13 protein-coding genes and 2 pseudogenes are annotated in these 16,061 nt (G+C 66.9%); 3 read left to right on the plus strand and 12 right to left on the minus strand.

Annotated features, from left to right (window positions below; all coding sequences use genetic code 11):
- From POF73_RS41800 to POF73_RS41820, 5 genes and pseudogenes are all read right to left on the minus strand, one after another.
- Positions 1-393 (minus strand): annotated as a pseudogene (locus POF73_RS41800) (endo-1,4-beta-xylanase); the annotation flags it as partial.
- A gap of 229 nt (positions 394-622) precedes the next feature.
- Positions 623-1,411: a hypothetical protein gene (locus POF73_RS41805; RefSeq protein ID WP_272124647.1), complete on the minus strand. Its 789-nt coding sequence runs from the start codon at positions 1,409-1,411 to the stop codon at positions 623-625.
- Positions 1,408-1,938 carry a SigE family RNA polymerase sigma factor gene (locus tag POF73_RS41810; RefSeq protein WP_272124648.1) on the minus strand — a complete coding sequence of 177 codons (531 nt, stop codon included), beginning with the start codon at positions 1,936-1,938 and terminating at the stop codon, positions 1,408-1,410. Before POF73_RS41810 ends, POF73_RS41805 begins: the two co-directional genes overlap by 4 nt.
- Before the next feature lie 143 nt (positions 1,939-2,081).
- Positions 2,082-2,219, minus strand: a complete 138-nt coding sequence (locus POF73_RS41815) for a hypothetical protein (protein ID WP_180360973.1) — start codon at positions 2,217-2,219, stop codon at positions 2,082-2,084.
- Positions 2,220-3,064: 845 nt separating this feature from the next.
- The gene (locus POF73_RS41820) at positions 3,065-3,946 is read right to left on the minus strand and encodes an IS5 family transposase (protein WP_272124649.1); all 882 of its coding nucleotides are present in this window, start codon (positions 3,944-3,946) and stop codon (positions 3,065-3,067) included.
- 353 nt (positions 3,947-4,299) lie between these two features.
- Between POF73_RS41820 and POF73_RS41825 the strand changes: the two genes are divergently transcribed.
- Positions 4,300-4,878 (plus strand): hypothetical protein, encoded by a 579-nt coding sequence (locus POF73_RS41825; RefSeq protein WP_272124651.1) that lies wholly within the window; start codon positions 4,300-4,302, stop codon positions 4,876-4,878.
- Positions 4,879-5,738: 860 nt separating this feature from the next.
- Here the strand turns inward: POF73_RS41825 and POF73_RS41830 are convergent.
- A complete protein-coding gene (locus tag POF73_RS41830) occupies positions 5,739-6,233 on the minus strand; it encodes a MarR family winged helix-turn-helix transcriptional regulator (protein ID WP_123962527.1) in 495 nt (164 codons plus the stop codon).
- Between the two features lie 89 nt (positions 6,234-6,322).
- Between POF73_RS41830 and POF73_RS41835 the strand changes: the two genes are divergently transcribed.
- Positions 6,323-7,459, plus strand: coding sequence for an ABC transporter substrate-binding protein (locus POF73_RS41835; protein ID WP_272124653.1), 1,137 nt, complete (start codon positions 6,323-6,325; stop codon positions 7,457-7,459).
- Between the two features lie 455 nt (positions 7,460-7,914).
- Here POF73_RS41835 and POF73_RS41845 read toward each other — a convergent pair whose 3' ends face one another.
- From POF73_RS41845 to POF73_RS41865, 5 genes and pseudogenes are all read right to left on the minus strand, one after another.
- Complete coding sequence (locus POF73_RS41845; protein ID WP_272124654.1) at positions 7,915-8,457, minus strand: DoxX family membrane protein; 543 nt, start codon at positions 8,455-8,457, stop codon at positions 7,915-7,917.
- Positions 8,458-9,066: 609 nt separating this feature from the next.
- A complete protein-coding gene (locus POF73_RS41850; RefSeq protein ID WP_272124671.1) occupies positions 9,067-9,228 on the minus strand; it encodes a hypothetical protein in 162 nt (53 codons plus the stop codon).
- Positions 9,229-9,266: 38 nt separating this feature from the next.
- A pseudogene (locus POF73_RS41855) lies at positions 9,267-9,446 on the minus strand (IS1380 family transposase); the annotation flags it as partial.
- A 316-nt stretch (positions 9,447-9,762) separates the two neighbouring features.
- On the minus strand, positions 9,763-11,064 hold the full coding sequence (locus POF73_RS41860) for an RICIN domain-containing protein (RefSeq protein WP_272124670.1): 1,302 nt from the start codon (positions 11,062-11,064) through the stop codon (positions 9,763-9,765).
- Positions 11,065-11,164: 100 nt separating this feature from the next.
- Complete coding sequence (locus tag POF73_RS41865; RefSeq protein ID WP_272124655.1) at positions 11,165-12,598, minus strand: endo-1,4-beta-xylanase; 1,434 nt, start codon at positions 12,596-12,598, stop codon at positions 11,165-11,167.
- Positions 12,599-13,518: 920 nt separating this feature from the next.
- Here POF73_RS41865 and POF73_RS41870 point away from each other — a divergent pair.
- The gene (locus POF73_RS41870) at positions 13,519-14,985 is read left to right on the plus strand and encodes a non-reducing end alpha-L-arabinofuranosidase family hydrolase (protein WP_272124656.1); all 1,467 of its coding nucleotides are present in this window, start codon (positions 13,519-13,521) and stop codon (positions 14,983-14,985) included.
- A gap of 150 nt (positions 14,986-15,135) precedes the next feature.
- Here POF73_RS41870 and POF73_RS41875 read toward each other — a convergent pair whose 3' ends face one another.
- Positions 15,136-15,918, minus strand: coding sequence for an NAD(P)-dependent oxidoreductase (locus tag POF73_RS41875; RefSeq protein ID WP_272124657.1), 783 nt, complete (start codon positions 15,916-15,918; stop codon positions 15,136-15,138).
- Positions 15,919-16,061: the final 143 nt, after the last annotated feature.

Here is a 16,061-nt window from a genome sequence, read left to right on the forward strand (position 1 = left end):
CCTTGCCCTTGTAGCGGTTCATCACGGTGGTGATGTGGTTCTTCATCACCGTGCGCAGGGTTCCCGCGTCGGTGATGGACTTGACCCAGCCGGGCAGCTGGGAGTGCCACACCAGGGTGTGGCCGCGCATCTTCTGGCCGTGCGCGAAGGCGTGGCTGACGATCGAGTCGGCGGCGGCGACGGTGAACGACCCGCGGGAGGGCTTGGCGTCCCACTTCATTTCGTTCTCCGGGTGATCATCTTGAATTCCCGGTCGAGAATGGTGGAGTACGTGGAGTCGCCGAGCCTGCCCCCGGCCACTGCCGTGCCGAAGTAACGGCCGCTGCCGGCCGCCGCGTCGGCGGCCGTGGCCGGTGCGGCGGCCTCCGGCGTGCGTGCGGCCAGGGCGACCAGTGGTACGGCGGCGCCCGCAGCGGCGAGGACCACGGAGGCGGCGATCACGCGGGGGTCGCCGGACGGCGACGATGAGAACGGTTCTTATCTGACAACGACATGTCCTTCTGCACAGCGGGGCTTGATCCGGTCCCGGTCACCCGCCAGTTGCCGCCACGCACACAAAGGTTGCCGCGATCGAGGCAAGCATTCTCACGGCCGGCGCCGTCGCCCTGCCGCACAGCCGCGTTCACCGCGTCGGGACGAACCCTCCCCGGACCGATGCGGAGCCGCCCGTACCCTGTGCGTCGACGCGGTAGCCGTCGCCCGCGGCACTGCGCTCGCCTGCGCCGCCGTTGTTGAACTGCGCGGCGAACTCATGGTCCCCGGCCGGCACGGTCAGGCCCGGCTTGAGGACCCAGCGGTAGACCAGCGCGCCGCCGGCCTCCTGGACGGTGACGGTGAAGTTATCACTCGGCAGGGTCTGCCAGGTGCCGGTGCTCTTCGCTCCGCCGGTCTGCACGATCCGGATCTCGACCGTGAGCGAGGTGAGCGGCTGCGTCGTCTTGAGGACGAGGTCGCTCTGCGTCCAGTAGACAGTGCTCTTCGAATTCAGCGAGCCGGCCGACCACAGCGGCCCGTCCTGGTTCTCGCCGGCGGTCGGCGAGGGACTGGTGGCCGGCGGAGTCGGGCGCGAGCTGCCCGGGGTGGTGGCCGGGGGCGGCGCGACAGGGGTGGGGCGGGCCGATGTCGGGTGCGGGAAGCTGACGGTCGGGGACGGGGTGGCAGGCGTGGTCACGGTGGGCGACGGCGCCGGGGTCGCGACGATGGCGGCGACGGCGAGGCCGCCGGTCGTCAGGATGCCGCTGGCGGCGAGCCCGGCGAGGGCGACCCTGGTCCCGGACCGGGCGAACGGTCGCGCGCGGTGACGGACGGCGGGGCCGGCCATGCCGCGTTCCACCCGGGCCAGCATCCGCGCGCGGTCGGGCCGGTGGGCCTCGGCGGCCTCGCGCAGCCGACGGTCGATTTCCTTGTTCACCGGTTCCTCCTCCCTGGCACCAGGTCCCCGGCCGCGTGTGCGCCCAGTAGCTTTTCCAGCTCGGCCATTCCCTTCGAGGTCTGGCTCTTCACCGTTCCGACCGATATGCCCAGCGCTGCCGCCGTCTCCTTCTCCGACAGGTCGAGGGCGTGTCGGAGCACCACGCAGGCGCGCTTGCGGAATGGCAGCCGGGCGAGCGCCGCGCGGACGTCCAGCACGGCCGCCATGTCGGGCCCCTCCACCTTCTCGGGGCTGCGGGACCAGAACAGTGTGATCCGGCGTCGCTCCCGCACCGCGCTGCGGATGCGCCCCCGCGCCAGGTTGGCCACCACACCGCGGGCGTAGGCGAGCGGGTGGTCGGCCTGCCGCAACCGGTCCCAGCGCTGCCACAGGGCGACCAGGGCATCCGCCGCGAGGTCGTCCGCCGCATCGGTCTCGCCGGTCAGTAGGTATGCCAGACGGGCGAGCTCGGCATAGTGGCGTTCGAAGAATTCGTGGAACTCCGCGGACGCGTCATCGAGGACCATCCCCCGGTCGCCCTCTCCTTGCCATGATGTGCGCGTTAGTTGCGTGTTCAACAACGGGGGGCGCAGCCTAACAGTGCCCAGCCCGGGATGCGAACGGCGGTCGTGCATGGTTGCGGGGCGGTGCAGGCCGGCCGGCGGGCTGGTCAAGGCCGGGCGAACCGGACGCCGGTCGGCTGCGCGACGTCCGGCTGCACGGCGGCGACGAGCAGCGCCAAGGGAATACCCGTGACCATTCCGCGCCTGCGCCACGGTTGCGGCGCGGCGTGCTTCGTTGCCCTCATGCCCGTCCATCCGGTAGTTCGAGTCGGCCTTCCGGCTCCTAGTTGCCGCAGAAGACGAGAAGGTTGCCGCCGTACTCCTCCAACGGCCTCGGCGCCGGCGGACACGGACGTCGCTCGGTCATCCTCGCCCCCGAAACTCGACACCCCAACCGCAGTACGATCGACCCACTCAGCCGTCAACCCCACCTACCGACTAGTTCAACGAACTACCGGTAGGTATCGCGCTCTATGGGTTTGATTCGTACCGGAATGCTGATCGGTGGCCACAGAACATCACACAGTTTGTTCGCGGCGGGTCACGTACGTCGCACATCTGCAAGTCGTCGTTTCCGTCCAGATTCTGATCGAAAGACTGCACTGTCCAGGGAAATGACGGGTAATCAGTCTGATCGGAGGTCTGCTGCGGGTTCCGGCTGCAGGGAGCTTTGGATCTAGGGCGTGTCCGACGGGTCAAGTGGCAAGACTCGCCTGTGTGTCCGGGGGTAAGGAGCGCGTGTCTCTGGGCGCGTGGCACCTTGGAACAAATGGATGGTGGATCGATACAGCAAACCCACATGGGGCATACGGTGCGTGCAGATCGGCGCCCGTGGAAAGGCATAGCTCAATCAAGATCCCTTAAATGAAGGGGAGTTCATGCGTCGCACCGTTGCTGTTGCCGTTGGAGCCATCGTGTTCCTCGGGGTGCTGGTCGCCCCTGCTAGTGCCGCCCCTGCGCCCTCCGTCGCACCCAGGAATATCGGAGGCGCCTTGACCTGTGTGATGGGTTCGTTGAGCAAGCCCATGGAGCTTCTCACCAGCCTCCCCGGGTGCCTACCGGAGTTGCTGAAGCCGTGACTGCCAGGTGGTCACTGGCGGAGCCATAGCCGGACAGCGGCGACGGTGACGGTGCCGTGGAAGGTGTAGGCCCGCTTGTCGAAGCGGGTCGCCACCGCGCGGAAGCTCTTGAGCTGGTTGATCGTTCGTTCTACCTCGTTGCGGCGCTTGTACATCGTTTTGTCGAATCCGGTGGGCCGGCCGCCTGCGCTGCCTCGGCGCTGGCGGTTGGCCCGTTGGTCTTTGCGTTCGGGGATGGTGTGCCTGACGTGGCGACGTCGTAGGTAGCTCCGGTTGCGGCGGGAGCTGTACGCCTTGTCGCCACCGACATGGCCGGGCCGCATGCGCGGGTGTCCTCCGCCAGGGCGGGGGACACGGATGCGTTCGAGCACGGGTATCAGCTGCGGGGCATCACCCCACTGCCCTGGCGTGGTCACGAATGCGAGGGGGCGTCGGCCCCCGTCGCTGGCCAGATGGATCTTGCAGGTCAGGCCGCCCCTGGAACGGCCCAGGGCCTCGTCGTCGCGGTGCTGAGCAGGCCGACTGCATCGGCCCGGAATGCTTGGTGGGCGTGCACGAGCACCGGCGGCGTGCTGGTGAGCCCGGCAGGACGTCGAGTCAACACCGACCATGGTCCAGTCGATCCTGCCGTCCGCATCGGCGTCAGCCTGGACGGCTTGCAGGATCCTGTCCCAAGTACCGTCCGCCGACCAGCGGCGATGCCTGTCATAGACCGTTTTCCACTTCCCGAACCGTGGCGGCAGATCCCGCCATGGGATACCGGTGCGCTGGCGGAAGAGAATGCCGTTGATCACCCTGCGGTGGCTCTTCCACCGCCCGCCCCGCCCGACGTTCTGTGGCAGGTGCGGCTCCAGCCGAGCCCACTCTGCGTCGGATAGATCACCCCGTCCCACGAGAGACTGAACGACACGGACGCTGCTCAGTCACCAGACCCATCGGACACTGCCTAGGGCCTGTCCGACGGGTCACATGGCTCAAGGACCCGCTCGGGCATCAGCCGGGCATGCGGCCTCTCCCAAGGTTGTCGCGTAACAGGTGATCGCGATCCTTTCCTTCACCTCGGACCCGCAAGCGGATGTCTGATTCGTGGCTAGAAGTGTGCGGAGCACCTTTCGGACAAGTTCGCGAAGCAGGTACGGAATGTGGGCGAGCGCGGGATGCTTTCCCATGCCCTCGCTGATTGCTGGCCCACGTCCTGGGCCCGGCTGAGGGCTGCCCGCAGCACTGCCGACGGAGGGGAAGTTCAATGGCGAACGAGCTCAAGTACGGCGACCAGATCCACCTGCAGAACGGCTACAACGGCTGGCAGGGCGGCTACCTCGACACCAACGGCCACAGCGCCGAAACGGGCGGCAAGTACGCGGTCTCGACCAACGACTCTCCCACCCGGGCCAAAGGCACCGGCACCTGGGAAATCCTCTCCGCCTCGGGCAAGGCCGCCGGCCAGCCCGTCGTCAGCGGCGACCTGGTCTATCTGCGCAACCTCTACGGCGGGGACGGCGGCTACCTGGACACCAATAACCACGCCACCGCCGATCAGAAGACCGCTGGCGCCAAGTTCGACGTCTCCACCTCCCAGACCAGGGACCGCGCAACGGGAACCGGACGCTGGCGGATCTTCGCCCAGACCTCCACCCCCGCAGACCAAAACGTCCGCCTCGGTGACACAGTCCACCTCTGGAACACCTACGGCGACAACGGCGGCTTCCTGGAGACCAACAACCACAGCAGCGCCTCAGGCGCCAAGTACGACATCTGCACCAACGCCTACTTCAACCGCAGCTCCAACGTCGCCGACTGGAAGATCCACAAGGCACAAGCCTGACCCCCGCAGTATCCGAGTCCCGGCGATCACAGGTCGCCGGGACTCGGCGTATTCACCATGGCATTCTCTCCCGCCAGCGGACGATCCACCGCCAGGTCCGTCACGCGACCCGTCGGACAGGCCCTAGTGTCGAACTCCGGGCATCTCTTGCCTATTTCAGTGCTGTGTCCGTCAAGTCCCCCTGTATCACAGCGAGCAGCCCGTCGCTCGCGCGCGACGCGCTGGGGCGACGGCGGTGGTCGAGAGGGTCATCGCGTCCCGCGCGGTGTCACCTGGCGGGACGCCATCGACGAGAGGCTGGTCGCCGGAGGGCTTGTCCGTCTTGTCGAGCCTGATGACGAAGTGGTCGCGAATCTCGGCTTGTCGTTGATGACGCAAGTGGCACGGCCTGGAACCCCGGGGCATGCGCATCCAGAAGGCCCGCCGCCCGGGCCCTAGCCCTGGCGAGGCAGCTCCGGCCGGCTCGCGGCCGGCGCGGTGGCAGACCAGCAGGATTCGATCGGGAGACCTCCCGTCGGCGCCGGCGCGACATCATCGAGCGCTGTGTCAACCAGCTCCATGACTCCCGCGGCCTCGCCATCAATACGAGAAGACCGCCTGGCTTCGTCTATGACTAGCGACAGCACTTGTCGATGAGTTCTGGCAGCGGTCGGGGGTCAGCCGGCCTTGAGGTGTTGATGAGTTTTGACAGCGCTTGTTAATCGGCGCCACCGGACCCAGGACGCAAGTGAACACCTCCCGGCAGGTCGAAGGATGACGACCGTGGCGCAGCCAGTCGGCCGGCGCAGCGCCGACGTCGGACGGCAGCGGCATGTGAGCGCTCCAGGATCGCCTTCTCCCAGTCGGCAGACCGGTGCGCGCTATCTGCGCCGCCAAGGGAGCTCAGCCTGATAGTCGTCCTCGTGGGTGAGACCCTTGATGATGGCCTCGCCGATCTCTGCGAACTGGCGGACCTGGTCAGGCGTGAGGTGGTCGAACATCGCCCGGCGCGCCGCCGCGATGTGACCGGGGGCTGCGGCGGCGAGGACGGCGAAGCCTTCGTCGGTGAGCACGGCGAGTTGGCCGCGCTGGTCCGTCGGGTCGTCGGTGCGTCTCGCCCAGCCGCGTTTTTCCAGCGCCGACAGTGCGTGCGAGAGCCGGCTGCGGGTGACCTTCAGGTGCTCGGCGAGGTCGCTCATCCGCAGCGACCGGTCGGGGGCCACGGACAACCGGCTGAGCAGGTTGTACGTCGCGTGTGACAGGCCGGCGGCCCGTTGCAGCTGCCGCTCCAGGTAGTCGCCCAGCAGCGTTGAGAGGTCGATGTATGCCAGCCAGGCGCGCATCTCCTCCTCGGAGAGCCAGGGGGTGTCGCTCATCACACCAGCATATCCGAAGGTTTGTACTCTCAAACAAATCGGCTATCGTCGACCCGGATGTTTGAGAGCTCAAACTCTTCGGAGGTGTCATGAGGATCACCAGGAAGGCCGGGGCCGCGCTGGTGGCGGCCGTCGTGGCGATGGGGGCAGGCGCGAGCTACGCCGTCGCCGATGCGAGCACGAAGGCAACGGCTAGCGCGTCGGGCGAGCAGGCGAAGTTGCAGGCGCTCTACCGCCAGGCCGAGGCCGATGGCGGCGAAGTGACCGTCTACATGGGCGGCGACAAGCCGGGACAGTGGGATTTCATCGCCAACGCGTTCACCGCGCAGTTCCCCGGCGTCAAAATCCATCTGGTCACCGACCTGAGCAAGGTCCACGACGCTCGGATCGACCACCAGATCGCCACCCACAACCAAGTGGCTGACGTGGCCGTGCTGCAGACCGTGCACGACTTCGACCGTTGGAAGAGCGCCGGCCAGTTGCTGAAGTACCGGCCCATCGGCTCCGACGAGCTCTTCGACAACGCCAAGGACGCGCAGGGCTACTGGACCGGCGTGTTCTACGGCGCTTTCGCCGACATGGTGAACACCAAGGCGGCCGGGTCGGATCCGTCGGCGTTCACCGCGGCCGATCTGCTGAAGCCGGAGTTCAAGAAGAAGCTGATCTTCACGTACCCGAACGATGACGACGCGGTCCTTTACGACTTCAAGCTGACCGTCGACAAGTACGGTTGGAGCTGGCTGCGTTCCCTGGTCGCACAGAACCCCAAGTTCGTGCGCGGCACGCCGTTTTCGGCCGGACCCGTGGCGGCCGGGGACTACCTGGCGACGCTCGGCACGGCGGGCGATCCGAGGCCGAACGCGACCATGATCTTCCCGGCGAACGACCCGTTCAACAGCTGGGTGCAGCACGGTGCGATCTTCAAGAACGCCCCGCACAAGGCCGCCGCGAAGCTGTTCCTGAGCTGGCTGACGTCGCGGACGGCCCAGCAGCAGCTGATCGCTCCGTGGACCTGGTCGGTGCGCAAGGACGTCGCCCCACCGGCCGGGCTGCGGCCGCTGGCCACGTATCACCAGACCGATGTGGCCGGGTTCCAGGCGTTCATGAGCAACCGGGACGCGGTGGAGCGGTTCCGCTCGCAGGTGCAGCTCTACGTCGGCCAGGTCGTCGGTCCGGACCCGGCCGACCCGACCAACACCCTCGGCTTGACTCCCGGCAAGTTCTGACCGGACCCGGTTCGGGTGGGCGCCGACCATAAGGCCGGCGCCCATCGCCGTAGCGGGCCCACGTAGAGTGAACTCTTCAGCCGCCGGGGTAGCAGGTCGGCGCCGATCTCGCTCGGGACGGGTGAGTTCACCATGGACTATGCCGAGCCGCCGCACGATCGCGAGCCTGTGACTACGATCGCGTGGCGGCTTGCGCACCTGATCGATGTGTTCGGGATCCCGAGGAGTCCGACGCCATCGTCGTCCCCTGAATGCGGTTAGCGCATCCACGCTGCCACCGCAAGAGGAAAGACCGCTGTCAAAACTCGCGAACACAGTCACCCCGATGCAGCGGGTGCTGCCGATCCTGATCGACAAACGCTGCCAGAACTCACCTACAAAGCCAACCGCCGCCTCTTACGAAGCGGCGGTCACCCTCGCGTAGTTCCCGCTCTGGGCAAGATCCGCTTGAAGCTCTAGTCCGCCGGCAACGGCTCTCGCGTCAGACCCTCACCGCTGGTCCCGATCTGCAGGGGCTGAGACGGCTTCGACTGCACGGCTTCTTCCTTGCGATCGAGCCCCAGCAGGGAGTCGAGCGACAGGGTGCCCGGTCCAAGCACCAGTACCGCGAGAAGCGCGGCGAGCATGAGGATGTCCACCTCCGCTCCGCCCGAGCCCTTCGGACCGAGAACACCCAGGTGGAGGGCGTCGAGCTTGACCAGGACCGCGGTGCCCAGCATTTCCAGGCTGAGGAGCGCCGCGGCGACACGGGCCAGCAGTCCGAGCACGAGCAGGCCACCGCAGGCGAGTTCCATGGACGGCACCAGCCAGCGCAGCACCGAGGTGAAGGGCAGACCGGTCGGCCGCAGGAGGAAGTTCTCGAAGTTGTCGAGACCGAGAATGTTGCTCTTGAAGAGGCTGTGCAGGATCATCAGCCAGCCGATCGTCGTCCGCACGACGACCATCAGCGGATCGTTGAGCCTGCTGAGCCGGTTCGCGGCTGAGGTGTAGAGACGCATCATTGAGTCCTTCGAACAGGTGGGTATGGAGAGCAGGGTCGGCGTCGGGCAAGTGGTGGAACAAGAAGCAGGTAAGTGATAGGGCATCGGACGTTCGTATGGCAGGTATGGGCGGTGGCTCACAGCCGCACGGAAAGCGTCCGTACGCCGTTTGCCCACGAGGCCGGTTGACGGAGCAAGTCACCTCGGAGCAAGGCGAGTTGCCACCTGGGAAGCGCGCGAACAGCCGCTCTGGCGCCGTGACCGCACAGATGCCTGACCTGGAGGGACAGAGCTGAGGGCGGTACGCGGTTCGGCGACGACAGTCGTCGTTGGCGAGCGCGTCGAGGTCGCAGGTTGTCTGCGTAGGGTTGGACCGCACGCCGGATCCGCCGCCGGCCGGGGGCGGGGAGCGGGTGTGGGGTTGACGCTGACGCGCCCCCCCGGCTGTGCCCAGCGCAGCACCCACGTCGATTGAGGAGCGGCGCACAGGGTGGCCGTGTCGGACGTGGTCCGGCCAACGGACATCACACTCAGGCGGAGGGCAGCCGGGTCGGTGAGGCGACCAGGACCTCATCTCCGGAACGCTTGATGAAGACCCGGATGTACCCCCGGGCAAGGTCGGCGGCGTCAAGCACCGCCGCTGACCTTGGTGTCGGAGGCGTCGTTGCCGGCGCCGACTTGGTGCCGGACAGCGGTCTGCCGCCAGGGCCGGTGATCGGGCAGCGCCGGGTGCGTCGTCGGTGGTGGGCAGGTGGACCGCTCCACGTCCGACGGACCACGCGTCCTCACCGGCCGTGTCGGTACCGTGAGCGCCGCATCCAGGGGGCCTTGCCCGGATCATGCACCGCCCGCGGCTTGCGCCACGGTGCCGGCGCCGCCGATATCGCCTGATCCAGACCGGTCTTGCGGATCGTCTCCACAAGCAGCACAGCGCCGGCCTGGGAGACCACTCCGCGCCCACCGCTATCGGTACAGACACGCGGGTAGGACCCGATACGCTTCTTCACCTGGAGGGTGCTTCTTTCATGCGACGACCTGGACCCTAGACAAGTCCTATCGTTGCAGGTCAGGAGCACTCTCCGCGTTTTTGATCACCCACCGGACGCCCTGCCACGTGAAAGCGCGAGGCTAGTGTGAGCACCCTCGATCCGCGGCTGCCGGGACGCTGGTTGCCGAACTCGGCTGCCACATCGTGCAGTTGCTCACCCCGGAGGCCAGGCGTGGGAGCTCTCTCCTGAACAGGCCTCTCCGTCCTTCACTTTGGGACAGACGTCGGCGGGGTGGAGCCAGGATCATCCTGGCTCCACCCCGTGATGCGGGGTGTCACTGGAACTGTGCGAAGAATCTCCAGATCTCTGCTTTGGTCCAGGTGGCGACGCCGCTGTCGCCGCCGGAGCCGTCGACCGGACCGGGTGCGTGGCCTCCGTCGAACGCGGCCCACTGAACCGGGTATCCGGCACGGCAGCCCGAGTAGGTGGTGGTGATGTGCGTTCGACTGCCCGGCGCGGGCTCGCGCGGGCTCTGGGGGGTGCAGCCGTTGTTGCTGACGAATTTGTCGCGCAGGGACCGTCCTTGCGCGATGTTGAGAACGGAGTCGCTGACGCCGTGGATTCCGAAGTAGGCGATGGGCTGGGTGCCGCCGCTGCATCCGCTGATCTGAGCGCCGGATATGACCGCGACGGCCCTGAAGACGTTCGCGCGGCTGCATGCGAGTGCGTAGCTCATACCGCCGCCCCAGCTGAATCCCGTGGCGAAACGCTGTGCCGGATTGACACAGAGGCCGCCCTCGATTCGCCGGATCATGTCGTCGACGAAGGTGATGTCCTCACCGCCCGAATTGGCCCAGCCGTTGCCGAGGCCCTGGGGGGCGACAAGGATCGCGCTGTTGTTCGACTGTTCCTGTTGGCCGTAGTAGGACCAGGCGTTCCCGCTGGTGCCGCCCGAGGCGACCTCGCCGGCGGTTCCGCCTCGCCAGTGGAACGCGAAGATCAGCCGGTAGCGGTGGTTGTTGTCGTAGTTGGCGGGAACCCTGAGGATGAAGCTGCGGCTCTTGCCGCCGCTCTGAATCGTGTACGTACCGCTCGCCAGAGTCGGTGCGCTGCCGCATCCGCCGCCGCCACCGGACGACAGCTTGATCATCTGCCATTGCTGGTTGGCGCCGCCCCAGTCGGTGTACTGGACGACGTTGCCTCCGTCGGCGGTGGAGGCGCCCTGGACCTCCACCGCCTTGCCGCTGGTGCGGTTGATCAGCCGGACGTGGCCCGTGTCGGAATCGGCCAGGCGGAACTGCTGGTTGGCCCCGTTGTGATCGGCCCACTGCTGGATCGCGGCACCGTCCGCGGTCGAGGCGCCGGCCACGTCGAGAACCTTGTCCGCATGCCGGGCCTTGAGGCGGTAGAAGCCGTCGCCGGAGTCCACGAACTGCCACTGCTGGTTGGCTCCGTCGCTGCGCGTCCACTGGCCCACCCGCGCGCCGTCGGCGGTGGACGCGCCAGAGACGTCCAGCGCCTTGCCGCTGTTGCGATTGACCAGGACGTACCAGGCATTGGTGTCCACCGTCGCCGCCTCGGCGGGCGCCGGATTCACCGCGGCGAGCATGCCGATCGCGAGGGTCGCCGCCACCAGGGCGGCGATCCGGGACCACCAGCGATGTCTTGCTGGAGGGGCGAGGAAAGCCGCATCGTAGGCCGTCATCGATTCACCCTTTCCTTTGTGGCCGGCCTCATCAGGTGCGGGTCCAGCGTTGGTTGCTGCCGTTCGAGCAGGAGTAGAGCTGGATCAGGGTGCCGTTGGCGGTGCCGCCCGCGGCGGCGTCGAGGCAGAGGCCGGACTGGACGCCGACGATGGATCCGTCGGAGTTGAGGCGCCATTTCTGGTTGTCGCCGCCCCAGCAGCCGTAGATCTGGACCTTGGTGCCGCTGCCGGCACCGGCGGCGTCCAGGCACTTGTCGCCGTAGATCCTGAGCTCACCGGCGGCGGTGTACGTCCACTGCTGGTTGGTGCCGCTGTGGCAGTCCCACAGCTGGAGCTGTGTACCGTCGGTGGTACTGCTGCCGGGCACGTCCAGGCAGCGGCCCGAACCTGAGCCCTTGATCTGTCCGGAACCCGAAGGGGGCGTGGAGGAGCCGCCGTTGAGCGCGTTGAGGACGGCGGTGTAGGCGGGCTTCTTGCTGCCGTCGCGGTTGAACAGCAGCGGCGTGTGCTCCGGTCGCCAGGAGTCGGAGTCGCGCACACCCCAGACGGTGATGCCGAGGCAGCGCGGCACGGCCAGGCAGTCGTTGGTCACGTTGGCGTAGGTCGTGGCCGAGGCACCCTGGATGTCGAGTTCGGTGATGGCCACGTCGACGCCGAGGGCGGCGAAGTTCTGCAGGGTGGTGCGGAAGTTGCTGTTGTACGGGCTGTCGTTGTTGAAGTGCGACTGGAAGCCGACGCAGTCGATCGGTACGCCGCGCTGCTTGAAGTCCCGGACCATCGCGTACATGGCCTGGGTCTTGGCCCACGTCCAGTTCTCGACGTTGTAGTCGTTGTAGCAGAGCTTGGCGGCCGGGTCGGCGGCGCGCGCCGTGCGGAATGCGACCTCGATCCAGTCGTTCCCGGTGCGCTGCAGGTTGGAGTCGCGCCGAGCTCCCGAACTGCCGTCGGCGAACGCCTCGTTCACGACGTCCCACTGGACGATCTTGCCCTTGTAGTGGGCCATCACTCCGTTGATGTGGTTGATCATTGCCTGACGCAGCGTGCTGCCGCTGAGGCTCTGCATCCAGCCGGGCTGCTGGGAGTGCCAGGCCAGGGTGTGACCGCGCACCTTCTTGCCGTTCTGCACCGCCCAGTTGTAGACGCGGTCACCGGCGGTGAAGTTGAACTGGCCCCGCTGCGGTTCGGTGGCGTCTATCTTCATCTCGTTCTCGGCCGTCACCGCGTTGAACTCACGGCCCGCGATCGCCGTGTACGCCGAGTCGCCCAGCCTGCCCGAGGCGATGGCGGTACCGAAGTAGCGGCCGCTCTGCGCCGCCGCGGCGCCGAGGGTGCTCTCTGCGGCGTGTGCGGTCGGCGGCGCGACCACTGCGGTGACCACACCGAGAACGCCGACGACCAGCGCCAGCAGCAGGCCGCGGATCTTCCGGCGGATAGCGGGGGGTCTGGGAAGGGCATACAGGCCCATGGCTGTGCCTCCAAGGTAGACATCACGGAATGACTGGAGCGCAGGGGAAAGGGGGGTCCGCTCCCATTCGGCAACCGGATCCCACTCGGCAGACGGACGGGGCGGGGCGGAACCCGGGCAGCACGGAATCACCGGACGCCGAGGTCATGGGACCGGGACGATCTCAACCGGCAGGGATGGCAAGCGGTCGGCCGCCGGGTGACGTACGGCGGGCGGCAGCGGTGTGTCGACACAGGCACGGGGGCACTCCATCGCGGCTCAGCCGGGGGCCGTCACGCGACGTCGCGTACCTCTCCGACTGCACGAAGAGCCAGGATGCGCTGGTGCGAACCTCACCGGAACGAAACAGGGTGACGCAGGTGCTTCGGTGTGCGGGTCTGTGGTGCAGCTGTGCGTGATCTGCCGTGCAGCACGGTTTGCCCAGGGCCGGCGTAGTTCGAAATCGCGAACTACACCGGCCACTCAGAGAGGGATGATTGAGCGATTGACAGTGACTCGTCAATACTCTGCGCAGGGAAAGTTTCCGGCTCTTGCTCGCAACTTTCGAACCCTCGAAGCCGGACGGCCAACCCTTCCAGTGCCGCCTTCGGTAGATCCCGTAGGGCCCGAGCAGGAACCAGGACGAGTGTGCGGGCGCTACTTTCTCACTTCTCCGCCCTGCACAGACGGTTGGACTGACGAGCCGTATCGCGAACTCCCGGAGTTCCTCCGGCCGGCGCGACAGCTCGCCAGGCCCCCGGGAGGAGGAGCTGTTTGTGGACAGATCGGCGACAGACCTTGACCGGAGGGCCCCACATTCCTAGCTTGTGGCGTCAAAGGTTCGGGGATCTCTTCGAATGTTTCGAAACTGTCCCCACCTCGGTTCGGCCGCTCCTCGGTTCATCGGCGTCACCTCACCCCGCTCCCAAGGAGGCCCTCTGATGTGGTTTCGACACCCGCCCCCGGTTCGCCTGAGACGCGTACTCGCCGTCCTCTCGCCCTTGCTGCTCGTGGCCACCTTCCTCGGTGCCCAGCCCGCAAGCGCGGCGACCGTAGACCCCAACGCCTCGTATGTGCTGGTCAACCGCAACAGCGGCAAAGCCCTTGATGTCTACAACTTGGCGACCGGCGACGGCGCCCGCATCACCCAGTGGACCAGGAACGATCAGAACCAGCAGCAGTGGCAGTTCGTCGATTCCGGGGGCGGCTACTACCGCATCAAGTCCCGCCATTCGGGCAAGGTGCTGGACGTCCACAACTGGTCCACCGCGAACGGCGGCTCGATCGTCCAATGGGCCGATCTGAACAGCACCAACCAGCAGTGGCGGCTGGCCGACAGTTCGGACGGCTATGTGCGGCTCATCTCGCGCCACAGCAACAAGGCCCTTGAAGTACAAGGCGCCTCCACCGCCGACAACGCGAACATCGTCCAGTACGACGACTGGGGCGGCAGCAACCAGCAGTGGCAGTTCGTCAAGGTCGGCGCCGACACCCCCGGCCCGTGCGATCTTCCGTCGACATACCGCTGGACATCGACGGGCGCGCTGGCGCAGCCCAAGCCGGGGTGGGTCTCGCTCAAGGACTTCACCGTCGTCCCCTACAACGGCAGGCAACTCGTCTATGCGACGACGCACGACACGGGGACGCGCTGGGGTTCGATGAACTTCGGCCTCTTCACCAACTGGCCGGAGATGGCCTCGGCCAGTCAGAACACGATGTCGAATTCCACCGTCGCGCCCACGCTCTTCTACTTCGCGCCGAAGAACATCTGGGTGCTCGCCTACCAGTGGGGCCGGACCGCCTTCTCCTACCGGACGTCGAGCGACCCCACCAACCCGAATGGCTGGTCATCCGAGCAGGTGCTCTTCTCCGGGAGTATCCCCGGCTCCGGAACAGGACCCATCGACCAGACGCTCATCGGTGACGGGACGAACATGTACCTGTTCTTCGCCGGTGACAACGGCAAGATCTATCGGGCCAGTATGCCGATCGGGAACTTCCCGGGCAGCTTCGGCTCGACCTCGACAGTGGTCATGAGCGATACGACGAACAACCTGTTCGAAGCGCCGCAGGTCTACAAGCTGCAGGGCCAGAACCGCTACCTCATGATCGTCGAGGCGATCGGCTCGCAGGGCCGCTACTTCCGCTCGTTCACGGCCACCAGTCTGAACGGCTCATGGACGCCCCAGGCCGCGACCGAGAGCAATCCTTTCGCCGGCAAGGCCAACAGTGGCGCCACCTGGACCAACGACATCAGCCATGGCGAACTGATCCGCACCAGCCCTGATCAGACCATGACCGTCGATCCCTGCAATCTGCAGTTGCTCTACCAGGGGCGCAGCCCCAACTCAGGCGGCGACTACGGCCTCCTGCCCTATCGTCCGGGTCTGCTGACACGGCAGCGCTGACGGTATGACACGGGTCCGGCTCCGGTAGGGAGCCGACGCGGGCGGGCTCGGTCGAAGGCCGAGCCCGCCCGCGTCGGGCGACAACGTCAGCCCTCAAGTGGTTGCTGGTGTCGTAGGCAGTCGCCGGTCAGCGCCGGGTGACCGGCTCAGTCAATTGAGAGCGGCAAGGAGGTTTTCGATCAGCTGCCTCTCCGCGCGCTTGACGGATTCGACCGTCCGAGCCGCGTAGAGATTACGCAACTCGACCCCTGGAATACGTAGCGTCGCATCCGCGGTGGCATGGGCAGCACAGAGGTCCATGACGGTGCGCCCCTCCCGCGTCGACTGCCAGGCGGCGAAGTCGGATTCGGCCATGGGCAGACCCAAGGTGGTGATGACAACCGGCGTTGCGGACGGGACCAGTCGCAAGTCCTCAAGTGTGACCACGTGTTGGTAAGCGGGTGAGTGAAAGGACAGGACGTCCGCGGACCGGAGCACCTCCCGCAGGGGCAGCCACCGAGGCTCCCCGTCCCGGGTCGGCCGACGTGTCGGAGTGTGGAAGACCACGTCCATCCCCAGTGCCACCGCAACCCGGCCGACCCCCCTTGCCACAGCGCCATGCCCGATGAGCCCCAGGCGACGGCCCGCCAGTTCACCGGGCTTCCCCTCGCCGCTCCGGGCGTGCTGGAGCAACTGCTCTACGACGAACTCGACGGTCCCTGTGTCGCCGTATCCATAGATCGGCGACACCTTGATGCCACACCGACGTGTGTACTCCAGGTCGATTCCGTCGGTCGACGTCGAGCGGAGGCCGATGTAACGCAGCGAGGGCAAGCGGCTCAGCCGCGCGGCGTCGAGCTTGTCCTTCCAGCCCGCCAGCAGGGCGTCCGTGTGAACGAACGACGCCATCGCCGCCCCCGCGGGTGGCCACTCGGTCAGCCTGATCAGCGGCATTTCGCTGAGGGCCGGGAGCTCGTCGAGCAGGCCAGGGGACGGCCAGACCCCGGGAAGGATGGATACCTGCCTGAAGGTAGGGGTTTGCACAATGCTCCTTCTGCCGGACGTGTCGGGTACTGGGTTGATGGATGCGCGGGGGG

Source organism: Streptomyces sp. HD (assembly GCF_028369295.1).
Lineage (GTDB): Bacteria > Actinomycetota > Actinomycetes > Streptomycetales > Streptomycetaceae > Streptomyces.